Genomic DNA, 15,905 nt, shown 5'->3' on the forward strand with positions numbered 1-15,905 from the left:
AAAAGATGTAATCAATTTTAATATATTAAAAGCTATACCGATTACAACTATTAAAAGACAAATTTTTAATATTAAATTTAAATCCATAATCATTTCTCCTACTTATAAAGTATTAAGTTCATAATGTATATATAATATATTTTTTTAGGAAATTAATCAAGTTTTTCTAGTAATAGGAAAAATATATTCTATAAGATGCATAAAAAAACTATTAAATATAATACTAAGAACAGATTAAATTTGGCAAACATAAAATTACATCTTTATTACAATTTGGAAATAATATTCATGAATAATAGAATATATAATATAATATCTATTAGCAGATCAAGAATATATAAAATTAGGAGTAAGGTAGGATGAAAAATTCAAAATTTTCTTTTGGAAAAATTAAAGATTTACCTAGAGAATCTGGCTTAACTCATAAAAAAGGCGTTATCTTAGAAAAAATGGGAAAGTTAGATGAAGCAATTGCATCTTATAAGATTTCCGCAGAAGAGGGAAATGTTAAATCTCAATATACTTTAGGTAGAATCTATTTAGATAAAAATCAATATCATGAGGCAGAAAGATGGTATTCAATGGCATTTAAAAATGGATTTGAAGATGCAGCTTTTGACCTTGGAAACATGTACTATGACTTAGAAGGATATGAATATGCTCTTTATTGGTATGAAAAAGTGGCTTTAGAAGGCAATATAAAAGCTCAAAATAATTTAGGAGTAATTCATTTTAAATTAAATGATTACATAAGAAGTGAAAAGTGGCTAAAAATAGCAGCTGACGATAATTTTGGTATAGCTTGTTTTAACCTAGGAAATCTATATTTATATTTGGAAAAGGAAGAGGAAGCAGTAGAATATTTCAAAAAAGGTTCTGTTTTACTGAATGATGACTGTAAATATAATTTAGCTATATTAAGTAGAAAAGAAGATAATGAAAAAAATACCATATCTTTATATAAACAACTTTATAGATCTTCTCACATAAAAGGATGCTATAATATGGGGCTTATAAGTGAAATAAATGATGATTTATCTGAAGCAGAAAGATATTATTTAAAAGCTGCAAAACAAAACCATGTTAAATCTCAATACAGATTAGCTTACTTATATGATAAGCTAGATAAAAGAGAAGATGCTATTAAGTATTATGAAAAAGGAATAGAACATAATCATTCTTTATCTAAATTTAGGTTAGCTAACTTATGCAATAGAGAAAATGAAATTGAAAGTGCAAAAATGTACTATGATTTAGCATCTAATGAAATGGTAGAGGCTAAAAATAATTTAGCAGGACTATATTTTGAAGAAAAAAATTATGAAAAAGCTTTAAAGAATTATGATGAAGCAATAGTTGATGGCTGTAAAACAGCAATAGAAAATATAGCTGATTTATACGACCAAACTGGAGATATAGAAAAGGCAATTTCATATTATCAAAGAAACTCTATGGCGGTTTCTTGTCAAGTAAAATTGGGAGATATTTTTAAAAGAATAGATAATATTGATGAAGCTATCATTTGGTATGAAAAGGCTTTAGAAAATGATGATATATATTCGGCTTATGCTTTAGGAGTAATATATGAAGAATTAAAAGATTTTGAAAAGGCTAAGGAATATTTTATGAAAGCAGTGGAAAAAAATCATATAAATAGTCGTATTCATTTAGGCAAAATATATTATAATGAGAAAAATTTTGAAAAAGCTAAAGAAATGTTTGATGTTACTGCTAATGAAAATAATGTATATTCTCAACACATGGTAGGATTAATTAATGAAAACTATTATAATGATTATACTAATGCAAAATATTGGTATGAAAGATCTAGAGAACAAGGTTGCATAGAATCAATATATAATTTAGGTCAACTATCACTAAAATTAGGTGAAATGGAAGAAAGTGAAAAATATTTTGCTGAAGGTGTTAAAAAAGAAGATAAAAATTGTGAGTATATGTTAGCTTTTATGTATTTTGAAAAAAGTAAAAGAATGTATAAAGAATTAAGTGAAGTACATTATGAAGATAGTGAATCAATACTTAGTAAATTACCATTAATAGAAGTAAATCAAGAAGAAAGATTGTTATCACCTTTTTGTGAAATAGAAAAGATTAATGACGATGATGAGAATGAAGAAGAATATATACCTCAATACATATTAGAAATAAATGAAAACCTTGAAAATGAGTTTGAAAATATAGAAAGTGAAATGAAAGTAGTTAGATAGAATCTAACTACTTTTTTTGAACTAATTCTTTTAAAAGCTATTGACCTAGAGTTAACTCCAAGTACTATTATATATATTGAATAGAAAAATAATTGAGAATTTGTAATTTTTATAGCTTAATGGAATGTAAAACTCAATTGAAATAGGGGAGGTATATATAATGAATAAAAAAGTATTGTTAATATCTGCTAGTCCAAGAAGAAATGGAAACTCAGATATACTATGTGATGAATTTATGTTAGGAGCTAAAGATGCAGGTAATGAAGTAGAAAAGTTGTTTTTGGGAGATAAAAAGATAAATTATTGTAGTGGATGTTATGCATGTGAGAAAAATGGTATTTGTGTTCAAAAAGATGATATGAAAGAAATTTTACAGAAAATGATAGATTCAGATGTAATAGTTATGGCAACGTCTGTATATTTTTATACAATGGATGGACAGATGAAAACCTTAATAGATAGAACAGTCGCAAGATATACAGAAATTAATAATAAGGACTTTTATTTCATTGCTACTTCAGCAGTAAATAGTAAAGAATTGATAGAAAGAACTTTTGATGGATTTAGAGGATTTACATCATGTCTTAATGGAGCAAAAGAAAAAGGAATTATTTATGGAGTAGGAGCATGGCAAAAAGGAGAAATTAAAGAAACAAAAGCTATGAAAGAATCTTATGAAATGGGAAAATCAGTTTAGATAAATTTTATAGTATAAGCTATGATGGAAATGTAATTATTAGCTTTGCTATATTATATTATAAATAAGAGGGGAGGAATAAAAATGAAAAAGTTAGGTTTTGGTTTAATGCGCTTACCACTAAAAGATAAAGAAGATGTTACAAGTATTGATATGGATATCTTAAATAAAATGGTAGATAACTTTATTGATAGGGGATTTACATACTTTGATACAGCTTATCCTTACCATAATGGAAGAAGCGAGATAGCAGTAAGAGAAGCTTTAGTTAGGCGTTATCCAAGGGAAAGTTTTCTTTTAGCAGATAAACTATTTATGAAAATTATAAAATCAAAAGAGCAACAAGAAAAAATTTTTGAAGAACAGTTACAAAAGTGTGGTGTAGATTATTTTGATTACTATCTACTTCATAACTTAGGAGTGTTGACTTATGAAAAATGTAAAAAATTTAGTAGCTTTGAATTTATTTTAGAAAAGAAAAAAGAAGGCAGAATTAAAAATATAGGATTTTCATTCCATGATAGTGCTGATTTATTGGATGAAATATTGACAGTTCATCCTGAAGTAGATTTCGTACAATTACAAATTAATTATCTAGATTGGGAGAATGAAAGTATTCAATCAAGAAAATGTTATGAAGTAGCTATAAAACACAATAAGCCAATAATTGTAATGGAGCCTGTTAAAGGTGGTACCCTAGCTAGTGTACCAAAAGAAGCTGAAGATTTATTTAAAAATTATAATAAAGAAATGTCTATACCATCATGGGCAATAAGATATGTAGCAAGTCATGATGGTATAATGATGGTCTTAAGTGGAATGTCTGATATAAATCAATTATTAGATAATACTAGCTATATGCAAAATTTTAAACCTTTTTCAAGAGAAGAATATGATATCATAGGTAATGTGGTTGATATTATAAATAATTCAATTACAATTCCATGTACATCATGTCAATACTGTGTAGAAGAGTGTCCTAAAAATATTCCTATTCCAAGTTATTTTGCACTATATAATAATAGAAAACAATCTTTATCTAAATCCTTTTCTACTCAAAAGGTGTATTATGATAATTATATCCAGACTTATGGACAAGCATCAGAGTGTATTGAATGTAGACAGTGTGAAAAAAGCTGTCCTCAACATTTAGATATTACAAAGTTTTTGAAAGATGTAGCTGAGGAATTTGAAAGGGGATAAATTAAATTTCTTCAAATAGTAAGAGGGGGAGATATTATAACAATTAAAGAAGTAAGCAAAAAATTAGGTTTATCCCAAGATACGCTTCGATATTATGAAAAAATAGGATTAATACCTAAGATAAATAGAAATAAAAGTGGAATTAGAGATTACAGTGAAGAAGATTGCAAGTGGATAGAGTTTATAAAGTGTATGAGAGGGTCGGGTCTTTCTATTGAAGTATTAATTGAGTATCTTACTCTTTTTCAAAAAGGCGATGAAAGCATTAATGCTAGAAAAGAAATATTAATAGAACAGAGAAAAATTTTGATTAATAAAGTAGAAGAAATGCAAAAGACTATTGATAGATTAACTTTTAAAATAGAAAGATATGAAAATACAGTTGTATAGAAAGAAAAAGAATTAAGAAAAGTTGATTAAAATTAAAAAATATAAAAAGCTCTAGATAAACTAGAGCTTTTATTAATTCTTAGGAAATTTTTATAACAATTTATTTTTAGATAATAAAATTGATAATATTAAGCAAATTATTGCTGAAATAAATAATATAATCCAAAATCCATTAGGATCTTTAGAGAAAGGCATATTTTCCACATTCATCCCGAAATATCCAGAAATCATGGTAGGAATCGATAAAATAAGTGTTACAACAGTTAAAAGTTGCATCACATTATTTTGGTTATTATTAACTATTGCACTAAATGCATCCATGATTCTACTTAATATATCACCATAAATTGAAGCCATTTCTAAGGCCTGTCTATTTTCAATAATAACATCTTCCAATAAATCCTCATCTTCGGAGTATTTTTTTATAGTAGATGTACGAAGCATTTTATTAAGAACTAGCTCTATTGCTTTTAGAGAGGTAGAAAAATATACTAAAGATTTTTCTAATTCTAATAGTTGAACTAATTCTCTATTTTTCATCGACTTGTGTATTTCACGTTCTATTTCAATAGTCATTCTATTAATTCTTCTTAGATATAATAGATAATAAGTTGCATTTTTGTGTAAAATTTGTAATAAAAATCTAGTTTTCTTAAAAGTGTAAAATTCTTTTATATGTCCTACTATAAAATCGTTTAAAATTTTACTTTGTGCAGTACATACTGTTATGATAGCATTATTTGTTAGTATTATCCCAAGGGGTATAGTAGAGTAATGAGCAGAGTCATAATCACTTTCATCAATTGGAATATCTATAAGAATCAAAGTATGATTATCTTCCACATCAATTCTTGATCTTTCTTCCTCATCTAGGGCAGATTTCAAACTATCTATGTCTATTTCAAATCTTTCAGAAATATAACTTATTTCATCATGACTAGGTTCAACAAGATTTATCCAACAACCGTCTTCAAAGTCATTTAATTTTTCCAGTTTTGTCTCAATTGTTTTGTAATATCTTATCATGGCAACACATCCTTTATTCAGTTTTATATATTGGTCACTTAATGATATCTATTAAAAGACCAATATAACTTTGGAAGTATTAGTCATAAATAGATATTATTAAGTGATTAAAATGTTTTGCAGTCCGAAACAAGCGTATCGGAATACTGTCCATTTCCATCACTCTCCTTAAATTTTTAAACATCTATTATATATTAATAATTTTTTAGTCATAAATCAATGTTTTATGAAAAATATTACTAAAAAATTATAAGCCATATATATATTATAAACCTTTAGAGATAAATATAAAATAATTTTATTTTTAGTTTACATTTTTATCCATGTATATTAGATTTGTTTATAATATAAATACCTATGTAGACTAATATTAATTCAATTATATTTTTTACTTCAAAAAGTTTTTCATGTAAATTTATTGAAGAGAATATGGATCCAAAAAATGGGTTAAGAAATTTACTTTGATAAAATTTTTTTATTGAATTCTTTTGAATTTAATCTCCCTAGACAGTTTATATTATTGGAATAATAAACAATATCATTATAATTTTATAAGATTATAAGGTTACAATAATTTAACTACTTAAATTTTAATTATATGCTATTATAATATTATGAAAATTTAAAAATAAGATATTAAATGTATATATATGTATTCAATATCCTATTTTTAAATTTAATTCCCATAAAATTCATAAATTATTCATATTAAGGAATTATAATAATATCAAAAGGAGGAGTTGATATGGCAATAGTGCTTATTACAGCAATATTAGTAGTAATAATGCTTGGTTTATCTTTCTTATCATATTTATCAGAAATAAGTTTATTAGAAGACCAAAGTATGGAACATTAATTTTGAATAGAATATAAAATTTAATATATAATAAATTATAAAAAGATTGAAGAAACTCAATCTTTTTTTGCGTATTATTAACTTTTAATTTATAAAAGATGTTTACAATAGACTAAAAGGTGTGTTACAAATAATTTGTTTTTATTTATAAAAAATAACTTATTAGATTGAATTATGTTGATTCTCATTACAATATAGATAAAAATAGTATATAATATACTTATTAAATTAGATAATTTTGTAATAAGAGTTAAAAGGGGATTAATATGACAAGTAATATAGTGGTTTTATTTTTTATGGGGGTACTTAGTTATTTTGCTATAAGTCTTTCTATTTCTACATGCACAATAAAAAGCGAAATTACTAAGATTAATACAAAACTAGAGAATATTGAAAAACATTTTGGAATTAATAGCTTTGATGAAGAGATATTATACGAAGAAATAAATAGATTATTATGTATGAATAAAAAGGTTAGAGCTATTAGATATTATAAAGATATAACTGGTCTTGGTATTAAAGAATCAAAAGAATATATAGAATTATTAGAAAAAAATATGTATGAAAAAATACTTAAATAAAGAAAAAGTAATATAAAATATAGAAAATAAAAAGCTTGAATCTAAAATATATGATTCAAGCTTTTTTACATACAAGGAATTTATGTTGAGTTTGCGTCTGTGGGCAACTATTGTCAATATGTTTGAGAAGTTGTAAAAAAGTAAATTTTGAGCGATGGAGTTGCCTGAAGTGCTAACAAAATGAGAAAAATAAATATATGATATTTTTTATAAATGAGAGGGTATTAATTAATAAGTAACAGAAAGATTTAAGGAGTGATATATATGAGTAAGAGAGTAACAGTATGTAAATTGTGCTCAAAAGTAGATATAGATAAGTTGAAAAATGAAATAGGAGAGAAGAATGTTAAAACAGGCTGTGTAGGAGCGTGTAGAAAAGATAAAACTCAATATTTTGGTAAAATTAATGGAATTTATATTCATACACAAAATGAAGAAGAGTTTATAAAAGAATGTAAATAAATCATATATTAAGAAATAATTTTATTATCCAAATATTATAAACTTAATGAACTTAAAAAGTAGGATATATTTTAAATATATCCTACTTTTTATATAATTATGATAAAATTATAATAAAGATATCAAATTATTAGGGGGATATATGAAATTAGTCAAATCAAGGGAAATTATAACAATTATTAGTATTATGGTATTAGCGGTATTTATATTAAGTGGTTGTAGCAGTAAAAATAAAATAGAGGATACTATAGATAATTATACAAAATTATTGAATGATAAAAAGTATGATGATTTGTATGAGATGTTGACAACTGATTCGAAAAACTACATAAAAAGTGAATTTGGGGGAAAAGAAGAATTTATAAATAAATACAATGCAATTTATTCGGCTATGGGAGTAAATAACATAAAAATAAGTGTAAAAAAAATAAATGATAAATTGGAGGTACCTATAACTATTTCTATGAGTACTGTTGCAGGCGAACTAAAATATGATAATACTACTATTAATTTAGAAAAAGAAGATGATGGATATAAAATATCTTGGAATGAAAGTTTGATTTTGCCCGATATGGTACAAGGAGATAAGGTAAGGGTTAAAACAACTATTGGAAGTAGAGGAAAAATATTAGATAGAGATGGTAATTTACTAGCTTACAATGGAGAAGTTAACTTTATAAATGTAGATACTAAAAAATTTAAAGAATCAAGTATAAGTAAATTAGCTAAAGATCTTGATATAAGTGAAAAATATATATCAGATAAGATTAAAAATAATTCAAACCCAGAATATGCAGTATTTATAGTAAAAGTGCCAGAATATGAAAAAGAAAAACTAGAGAAAATATCAGCTATAGAGTGTGTTACTATACAAAAAAATATATCTAGAGTATATGCTAAGGGGGAGGCATTTGGTAGTTTGCTTGGATATATAGGAAGTATAACAGCAGAAGAATTAGAAAAAAATCCTAATAAAGGATATACTACAAGCAGTCAAATAGGAAAAAATGGACTTGAGCAAGTTTATGAAGATAAGCTAAGAGCTAAAGATGGGGTACATATATATATTGAAAGAGGAGACGAAGATATCACAGTAGCTGAAACTAAAGTGAGCAATGGTAAGGATATAAAATTAGCAATAGATTCAAAGCTTCAACAAGAAATTTATAATCAAATGAATAAGGAAAAAGGTGCATCTATAGCTATGGATTCTTCAACAGGAGAAGTACTAGCAATGGTTAGTTCGCCATCTTATGATTCAAACACTTTAGTCACTTATAAAACTAAGGCTATAGCAAAAGAATGGGAAGAAAGTAAAAATGCACATTTTGATAATAGAGCTAATAACTTATATTCTCCAGGATCTACTATGAAACTTCTAACAGCGTCTATAGGACTTGAAAATAATTTAATAAATCCAAATGAAAAGATGAATATAAATGGATTACAATGGCAAAACTCTTCTTCCTGGGGAAAATATAAAGTGTCTAGAGTAAAAGATGTAAGTTCAGTTGGTTTATATGAAGCAGTCATATATTCTGATAATATTTATTTTGCCGATAAGGCTATAAAAATAGGCAGTGACAAGTTAATAGAAGGAGCGAAGAAGTTTGGTATAGGTGCTGATATAGATTTTGAGTATCCTATGCCTAAATCTCAAATTGCTAACCATAATAAAATAGATAAAGAAATTTTATTAGCAGATACAGGTTATGGACAAGGAGAAATACTTACAACTCCCCTTGAAGTTACAATGTCATATTCAGCCTTAGCCAATGAAGGGAAAATAATGACTCCAAGGCTTGTATTAAGTGAAAATAATAAAGCAAAAGTATTTAGTGAAGCTATAAATAAAGAACACTTAGAAGAATTACAAAAGGATTTTGCGGGAGTAATAAATGATCCTAATGGAAGTGGATACTTATGTAAAATAGATGGAGTTAATTTGGCAGGAAAAACAGGAACAGCAGAAATAAAATCAACTAAAGATGACGAAACTGGGAATGAAAATAGTTGGTTTGTAGCAGTAGATATGGATAATTCTAAATTAGCTGTATCTATGGTTATGGAAGATATGAAAGGGAAATCTACATCTAAAGACTTAGTACCTAAGGTAAAAAATATAATGGAGAGTTATATCAAGAATTAGGGTATATATAAAAAATCCAACGAATAAAATCGTTGGATTTTTTATATTAATTATTTAACTATTGTTGCTGAGCAGCTTTTCTTCTTTTATTGTATTGTAATCTTTCGTGCTCGTTTAGATATTTTTTTCTAAGTCTTATAGCATCTGGAGTTATTTCAACTAACTCATCATCATCTATAAACTCTAAAGCTTCTTCTAAAGTGAAAGTTCTAGCTGCATTTAATTTTATAGCATCATCTGAACCAGAAGCACGAACGTTAGTTAATTTTTTATTTTTAGTAGGGTTAACTATCATATCATCTTTTCTTGAGTTCATACCTATTATCATACCTTCGTATACTTCTACACCTGGATCGACAAACATAGTTGCTCTTTCGCTTAAAGCATTTAGTCCGTAAGCCATTGTAGTACCATTACATTGAGATATTAATACACCATTAGATCTTGAAGGTATTTCACCTTTATGATCTTCGTATCTAGCGAATGAACGAACCATGTTACCTTCACCACGAGTATCATTTATGAATTCAGATCTATATCCTAATAGTCCACGAGTTGGAGCAGAGAATTCTATTTTTACGAAATCTCCTTCTATAGACATAGCTTCCATCATACCTTTTCTTAAGTTCATTTTATTTATAACTGTACCAGAGTATACTTCAGGACAGTTTATTATAACTTTTTCTATTGGCTCTTGAATTTTTCCGTTTTCACCTTTGTGCATTAAAACTTCTGGTTTAGAAACACCTATTTCATAACCTTCACGTCTCATGTTTTCAAGAAGGATAGATAAGTGAAGCTCACCTCTACCAGATACTCTATATCCGTCAGTAGTATCCATAGGTTCAACTTTTAACCCAACGTTAACTTCTAGCTCTTTATCTAATCTATCTTTTAAGTGTCTTGTAGTAACAAATTTACCACTTTTTCCTGCAAATGGAGAATCATTTACTAAGAAGTTCATAGATAATGTAGGTTCTTCTATGTGTATCATTTCCATTGGTAAGTGATGACCAACTTCACATATAGTCTCTCCTATTGATATATCAGGGATACCAGCTACAACTACTATATCTCCAGAGTATGCTTCATCAACTTCTACTTGCTTTAATCCTTCGTAAACAGAAAGTTTAGATATTTTTCCTCTAGTTACAACTTCACCCTCTTTACAGATAGAAACTTGTTCTCCACTTCTTACAGTTCCTTTGTAAACTCTACCTATACCAAGTCTTCCTACGAAGTTATCGTAAGCAAGAGCTGATATTTGAAGTTGAAGATGTTTATCATCATAATTAGGATAAGCTTCTACATGGTTAACTATAGTTTGGAATAATGGAGATAAGTCAGTTGAATCATCGTCCATTTCTAATTTAGCTATACCTTGTTTAGCTATACCGTAAATTATTGGGAATTCACATTGTTCATCAGTAGCATTTAAGTCAACAAATAAGTCGAATACTTCATTAACAACTTCTTCAGCTCTTTGGTCAGATTTATCTATTTTATTTATAAATAATATTGGTCTAAGACCTAATTCTAATGATTTTTGTAAAACGAATCTTGTTTGAGGCATTGGCCCCTCAGAAGCATCTACTAGCAGTATAACTGTATCAACAGTTTTGATAACACGTTCAACTTCAGAAGAGAAGTCACTATGTCCTGGTGTATCTACTATGTTTATTTTGTAATCTTTGTAGTTTATAGAACAGTTTTTAGAATATATTGTTATACCTCTTTCTGCTTCAAGGTCATTACTATCCATTACACATTCTTTTACTACTTCGTTTGCTCTAAATACTCCACTTTGAGATAAGAATGCATCAACTAAAGTTGATTTTCCAGCATCAACGTGGGCAATAACAGCTATATTTATAATTTTATGTTTTTGTGTCATTTATTTAATTCTTCCTTTCTAAAAAATAACTTATTTAGTATAACATACCGTACCCAAAATGTAAATTAAAATCAGGATGAGACTATTATAATTAGTATTGACTTAAATGTAAAAAGAATAATCAATAGTTGCTATAAAAATAAAATTTACATAATTTTAATTGAATATTCATTTGAGTTTATATATATATATAATATTTTATTTTTGTGAAAATTTACCCTAAGGTGTTTATTAATATATTGTAAAATTAATAGATACTTTTGGGTTACTGACATAAGGATGAAACATAAAAATGTATAAATTTTATATATTAGACCTTGTGAACAAAGAAAAAGAATAAATCCTATGCTACAATAAAATTACATTAATTATTTTGAAAGGGATAAAGTCATGGGAGATAAAAAAAGAAGAGCAAGAAAACCTGAATGGTTTAAAGTAACTTATGATAGTGAAGTTGGGAGCATAGGAAAAATGATGGAAGATGATTCTTTACATACGGTATGTAAGGAAGCAAACTGCCCAAATAGGGGTGAATGTTATAAAAAAAGAACAGTAACTTTTATGATAATGGGCAATCAATGTTCTAGGAATTGTAAGTTTTGTAATGTTACAAGTGCAACACCTTCAAATTTAGATCCGTTAGAGCCATTGCATGTGGCTCAGTCAGTTAAAAAATTAGATTTAAAGCATGTAGTAATAACTAGTGTAACCAGGGATGATTTGGAAGATGGTGGAGCAAAACATTTTGCAAAAACTATTGAAGAAGTAAAAAGATTAAACCCAGGTGTTACTATAGAAGTGTTGATTCCTGATTTAAAAGGTGAAGATAAAAACTTAGATATAATTATAGAAGCTAAACCAGATGTTATAAATCATAATATGGAAACTATTGAAAGGCTATACGAAAGAGTAAGACCAGAAGCTATTTATGATAGGTCATTATATGTTTTAAAGTATATAAAAGAAAAATCACCTGAAATCCTAACTAAAACAGGAATTATGGTTGGATTAGGTGAAAAAGATAAAGAAGTATATAAAGTAATGGATGATGTACTATCAGTAGGATGTGATATTTTTACTATAGGACAATATTTACAACCAAGTAGAAAACATGTGGATGTGGAAGAATACGTTTCATTAGAGCAATTTGAAGAATACAAAAAAGTTGGATTAGAAAAAGGATTTGGATTTATAGCAAGTAGTCCCCTTGTTAGAAGTTCATATAAAGCAGCTGAAGCATTAGAAGCTAAGATATCAGATGGGAAATAAGTAGTGATTTATATAAATAGTAATTCAACTAGTCCATATTTTAATTTTGCTCTTGAAGAATATTTGATTGAACACAAAGATTTGAGTGATGATGAAATTTTTTTATTTTGGAGAACGAATCCTACAATAATGGTGGGCAGGTATCAAAACACCTATTCTGAAATAAATGAAAAATATGTGAAAGAAAATAATATAAATGTAGTTAGGCGTAATTCTGGAGGGGGAACTATATATACAGATATGGGTGCTTGGCAATTTACATTTATAAAGAAAAATTACAAAGAAGAAGGTATTTCTTTTGACAAATTCACTGGGCCTATTGTGGATGCTCTTCAAAAACAAGGTATAGATGCTAATTTTAATAGTAGAAATGATCTTTTAATAGGAAATAGAAAATTCTCAGGAAATGCACAATATAGAAAAAATAATGCCGTGTTACATCACGGATCTATCTTATTTAATACAGATATACAGGCTATGGTGAAAAGTATAACCGTAGCAGAGGATAAGATTATTGCAAAGGGGATAAAATCAGTTAGGGAAAGAGTAATGAATATTAGTGAAGTTATCGATAATATTATTACTAGTGAAGATTTCAGAGATATAATGTTAGATAATTTATTGGAGAATAGTACTATCTATACATTAACAAAAGATGATATAAAATCAATAAATAAAATTAAAAAAGAAAAATTTGAATCTTGGGATTGGAATTATGGCAAAAACCCAACATTTAATATTAATAGATATAAAAGATTTGATGGTGGTCGTGTAGATTTCAAATTAGATGTAAAAAAAGGTATAATTAAGAACTGTACCATAGAAGGAGATTTTTTTCTAAGTGGAGATATATCTATAGTAGAAAAATCTTTTATTAATTGTAAATATGCAAAAGAAGATATAAGTAAATTACTTGATACATTAGATATAGTAAAATACTTTTATAAGATAACTAAAGAGGATTTGCTGGAATGCATAATTGACTAGTAAATTAACTGAAGTGAACGTCTTAAAGAAATACAGATAAGAATACAATTTGAATTTAGCCCAATTAATTAGGCCTGATAAATAGTCTAATTAATTGGGTTTATTTTAAAAGATATTCTCTATGCAATATCCAAGTATTATCTTGCCATTTATAAATAGATATATTATCAAAATAGCAATTATAGTTACAAGGAAATTTATTAACATAGTTCCAAAGTTCATCATATATTTTTTGAATTTTTTTAGAGCTTATTGTAATATGAAAAATCTTATCTTTTCCATCCCTTTCACTAATATCCACATAATGTATATTACTTAAAGAATCTATCAGTTTATCATGAAGTTTTTTACCTTGACTACTCATTATCACGTCCATATATATTACCCTATTATCGAAATGATTATATCCTTTTATTATATAAGGTGCTTTTTCATTGTCTTTTGAAAATTTATTTAAAGTCTCTTCTAATTCGCTTATGTCATTATATTCAAAAGGAGATTTAATAGTAAAATGAGCAGGAAGCTTAGAAGATTTAGCTTTAAATTTTTCATAAACATCTTTTCTCATATTATTATTAAAGTTACCAGCATCACCTTTTACAACACTTACAATTACATATCTCAACTTTATCCTCCTAGAAAATTTGATTTTTATTTATAAGTTATATTATAGGTTTTACTAAAGTATTTATAAATATTTATCATTAAACCAAACAAAACTTAAAGATAATTATTTTCATACTAAAGATCAATTTGGGTATTTTGAAACATGTTTAGCCAATAAATTATATATTGTAAATTAGATTAATAAAATACAGAAGTAAACTAAATTTAATATAGTAAACTTCTATATTTGGGATGTTTATATAAATATAAAATTTAATAGATTTTTACATATCAACCCAAGTTGAAGTTCCTGAATAAATAAACTCTGTATGTTTACAATTAGGGCATACAAATACTTTGAACTTTAAATGTTCTTCAACATCAAATAAAGCTTTTAGCAGACCTCTATTGTTATCTTGAGAATCAAATCTATACTCTTTTAAAAATTTAAGTTCTGTTTTACATCTTAAACACTCCATATAACATATTCCCCCTTTATGAGTTGTTTATTAGGAATATTATAACAACAGTAGCTGTAAAATACAAATATCGAAAACTTTATATAAAATTATTATAATTTTTACTTATTTATCTAAGTCTATTAAATATTTACCAAATTCCTTGTATGTCATTTTAAATTTAGGTATACCAGTAGAGTAAGGTGCTATACTATACAATGGAAAATAGATTACTATCCCATCATTAGTTATATAAAACTCTTGATTAGATGATATAGTAGTAAAACCTTTTATACCGGGATCATTATAGAAAAAATTATCTTTATCCTTAGCAATTTGTGAACTAATATATTTATTAGCTATTTTTACATAATCTACATCTTTTTTAAACATATCTTTTAATTGAATCTCATCACCAGTAGATAAATTATAATTAAATGAAGTTAAATATGTCATGCCATGAGCCCCACCAGTGAATTCATAAGTTGTTATAGGAACACTTATTAAATTATTTTTATTATAAGAAACTTCAGAATCTGTATCAATTTCAAATTGATATTTTATAGTATTTTCTTTTTCTTTTGATGTTAGACCATTATAGTAATCTTCATATTGTTTTGCTTGTTCTTTTACTTTAGAAAAATTTCCAGTAATATAACTTTGTATATTATTATTTATATCTTGGATTACTTTAACAGATTTATTTTTTTTATTTGAGTATTTATCTTTAATTTTTAGATAAGGATATTTTATGTTTGATTTAAAAAAGCTGCTTTCTTCATTTAAAGTTTTGCTTTCTATAGAATACATATTATTTATCTCAAGGTTATCTTTTGAGATATGTGTATTTGTTAAATATAGAGACTTGTCTATATCTGCATATGATAAAGTAGAAGATATCAATATAATTGATAAACATAAGAATATTATATAGTTTAATTTTTTCATAATGTCATCCTTTCTTTTTATATATATTACTTATTTTTCTTTATAATATATTATATATACATGTTTGTTAATCTAAATTCATGTAAAAAAAAGGATATTAGACTTGTTTAGTAAGAAAATAAATTTGAGTATTAATAAAGCATATTAAATT

Annotated in this window: 14 protein-coding genes; 9 read left to right on the top strand and 5 right to left on the bottom strand. The window is 26.2% G+C overall.

Annotated elements, in window-relative coordinates:
* Positions 1–359: 359 nt before the first annotated feature.
* The 4 genes from J7G74_RS13900 to J7G74_RS13915 all read left to right on the top strand — a co-directional run bounded on the left by J7G74_RS13900 (position 360) and on the right by J7G74_RS13915 (position 4,518).
* Positions 360–2,228 carry an SEL1-like repeat protein gene (locus tag J7G74_RS13900; RefSeq protein ID WP_297136433.1) on the top strand — a complete coding sequence of 623 codons (1,869 nt, stop codon included), beginning with the start codon at positions 360–362 and terminating at the stop codon, positions 2,226–2,228.
* A 160-nt stretch (positions 2,229–2,388) separates the two neighbouring features.
* Complete coding sequence (locus J7G74_RS13905) at positions 2,389–2,925, top strand: flavodoxin family protein (RefSeq protein ID WP_297136434.1); 537 nt, start codon at positions 2,389–2,391, stop codon at positions 2,923–2,925.
* Between the two features lie 78 nt (positions 2,926–3,003).
* Entirely contained in the window at positions 3,004–4,128 is a 1,125-nt protein-coding gene (locus tag J7G74_RS13910) for an aldo/keto reductase (RefSeq protein WP_297136453.1), read from the top strand.
* 42 nt (positions 4,129–4,170) lie between these two features.
* The gene (locus J7G74_RS13915) at positions 4,171–4,518 is read left to right on the top strand and encodes a MerR family transcriptional regulator (RefSeq protein ID WP_330616586.1); all 348 of its coding nucleotides are present in this window, start codon (positions 4,171–4,173) and stop codon (positions 4,516–4,518) included.
* A gap of 90 nt (positions 4,519–4,608) precedes the next feature.
* Here J7G74_RS13915 and J7G74_RS13920 read toward each other — a convergent pair whose 3' ends face one another.
* On the bottom strand, positions 4,609–5,544 hold the full coding sequence (locus J7G74_RS13920; protein ID WP_297136435.1) for a magnesium transporter CorA family protein: 936 nt from the start codon (positions 5,542–5,544) through the stop codon (positions 4,609–4,611).
* A 1,122-nt stretch (positions 5,545–6,666) separates the two neighbouring features.
* On the opposite strand from J7G74_RS13920, the gene J7G74_RS13925 reads away from it, so the two are divergent.
* From J7G74_RS13925 to J7G74_RS13935, 3 genes are all read left to right on the top strand, one after another.
* Positions 6,667–6,981, top strand: a complete 315-nt coding sequence (locus J7G74_RS13925) for a hypothetical protein (protein WP_297136437.1) — start codon at positions 6,667–6,669, stop codon at positions 6,979–6,981.
* Positions 6,982–7,245: 264 nt separating this feature from the next.
* Positions 7,246–7,443 (top strand): DUF1450 domain-containing protein, encoded by a 198-nt coding sequence (locus J7G74_RS13930; RefSeq protein WP_297136439.1) that lies wholly within the window; start codon positions 7,246–7,248, stop codon positions 7,441–7,443.
* A 142-nt stretch (positions 7,444–7,585) separates the two neighbouring features.
* Positions 7,586–9,592, top strand: a complete 2,007-nt coding sequence (locus tag J7G74_RS13935; RefSeq protein ID WP_297136440.1) for a penicillin-binding transpeptidase domain-containing protein — start codon at positions 7,586–7,588, stop codon at positions 9,590–9,592.
* 58 nt (positions 9,593–9,650) lie between these two features.
* On the opposite strand, the gene typA is transcribed toward J7G74_RS13935, so the two are convergent.
* On the bottom strand, positions 9,651–11,486 hold the full coding sequence (gene typA / locus J7G74_RS13940) for a translational GTPase TypA (protein WP_297136441.1): 1,836 nt from the start codon (positions 11,484–11,486) through the stop codon (positions 9,651–9,653).
* A gap of 390 nt (positions 11,487–11,876) precedes the next feature.
* Here typA and lipA point away from each other — a divergent pair, with 390 nt between their 5' ends.
* Entirely contained in the window at positions 11,877–12,755 is an 879-nt protein-coding gene (gene lipA, locus J7G74_RS13945; RefSeq protein ID WP_297136443.1) for a lipoyl synthase, read from the top strand.
* Positions 12,756–12,758: 3 nt separating this feature from the next.
* Complete coding sequence (locus J7G74_RS13950; protein WP_297136445.1) at positions 12,759–13,742, top strand: lipoate--protein ligase; 984 nt, start codon at positions 12,759–12,761, stop codon at positions 13,740–13,742.
* Positions 13,743–13,842: 100 nt separating this feature from the next.
* Here J7G74_RS13950 and J7G74_RS13955 read toward each other — a convergent pair whose 3' ends face one another.
* The 3 genes from J7G74_RS13955 to J7G74_RS13965 all read right to left on the bottom strand — a co-directional run bounded on the left by J7G74_RS13955 (position 13,843) and on the right by J7G74_RS13965 (position 15,754).
* Positions 13,843–14,367 (bottom strand): 2'-5' RNA ligase family protein, encoded by a 525-nt coding sequence (locus J7G74_RS13955; protein ID WP_297136447.1) that lies wholly within the window; start codon positions 14,365–14,367, stop codon positions 13,843–13,845.
* A gap of 265 nt (positions 14,368–14,632) precedes the next feature.
* Complete coding sequence (locus J7G74_RS13960; protein ID WP_297136449.1) at positions 14,633–14,827, bottom strand: zinc ribbon domain-containing protein; 195 nt, start codon at positions 14,825–14,827, stop codon at positions 14,633–14,635.
* 105 nt (positions 14,828–14,932) lie between these two features.
* Positions 14,933–15,754 carry a DUF3298 and DUF4163 domain-containing protein gene (locus J7G74_RS13965; protein ID WP_297136452.1) on the bottom strand — a complete coding sequence of 274 codons (822 nt, stop codon included), beginning with the start codon at positions 15,752–15,754 and terminating at the stop codon, positions 14,933–14,935.
* Positions 15,755–15,905 lie beyond the last annotated feature (151 nt).

Origin of the sequence: Terrisporobacter sp. (genome assembly GCF_017888745.1) — a bacterium.
In the GTDB taxonomy this organism is placed as follows: Bacteria; Bacillota; Clostridia; order Peptostreptococcales; family Peptostreptococcaceae; genus Terrisporobacter.

Bases quoted from the DNA above. Each gene is read 5' to 3' on its own strand.
- J7G74_RS13905 (WP_297136434.1), top strand. From the start codon at position 2,389: ATGAATAAAAAAGTATTGTTAATATCTGCTAGTCCAAGAAGAAATGGA.
- J7G74_RS13900 (WP_297136433.1), top strand. From the start codon at position 360: ATGAAAAATTCAAAATTTTCTTTTGGAAAAATTAAAGATTTACCTAGA.
- typA (WP_297136441.1), bottom strand. From the start codon at position 11,486: ATGACACAAAAACATAAAATTATAAATATAGCTGTTATTGCCCACGTT.
- lipA (WP_297136443.1), top strand. From the start codon at position 11,877: ATGGGAGATAAAAAAAGAAGAGCAAGAAAACCTGAATGGTTTAAAGTA.
- J7G74_RS13920 (WP_297136435.1), bottom strand. From the start codon at position 5,544: ATGATAAGATATTACAAAACAATTGAGACAAAACTGGAAAAATTAAAT.
- J7G74_RS13930 (WP_297136439.1), top strand. From the start codon at position 7,246: ATGAGTAAGAGAGTAACAGTATGTAAATTGTGCTCAAAAGTAGATATA.
- J7G74_RS13960 (WP_297136449.1), bottom strand. From the start codon at position 14,827: ATGGAGTGTTTAAGATGTAAAACAGAACTTAAATTTTTAAAAGAGTAT.
- J7G74_RS13935 (WP_297136440.1), top strand. From the start codon at position 7,586: ATGAAATTAGTCAAATCAAGGGAAATTATAACAATTATTAGTATTATG.
- J7G74_RS13925 (WP_297136437.1), top strand. From the start codon at position 6,667: ATGACAAGTAATATAGTGGTTTTATTTTTTATGGGGGTACTTAGTTAT.
- J7G74_RS13965 (WP_297136452.1), bottom strand. From the start codon at position 15,754: ATGAAAAAATTAAACTATATAATATTCTTATGTTTATCAATTATATTG.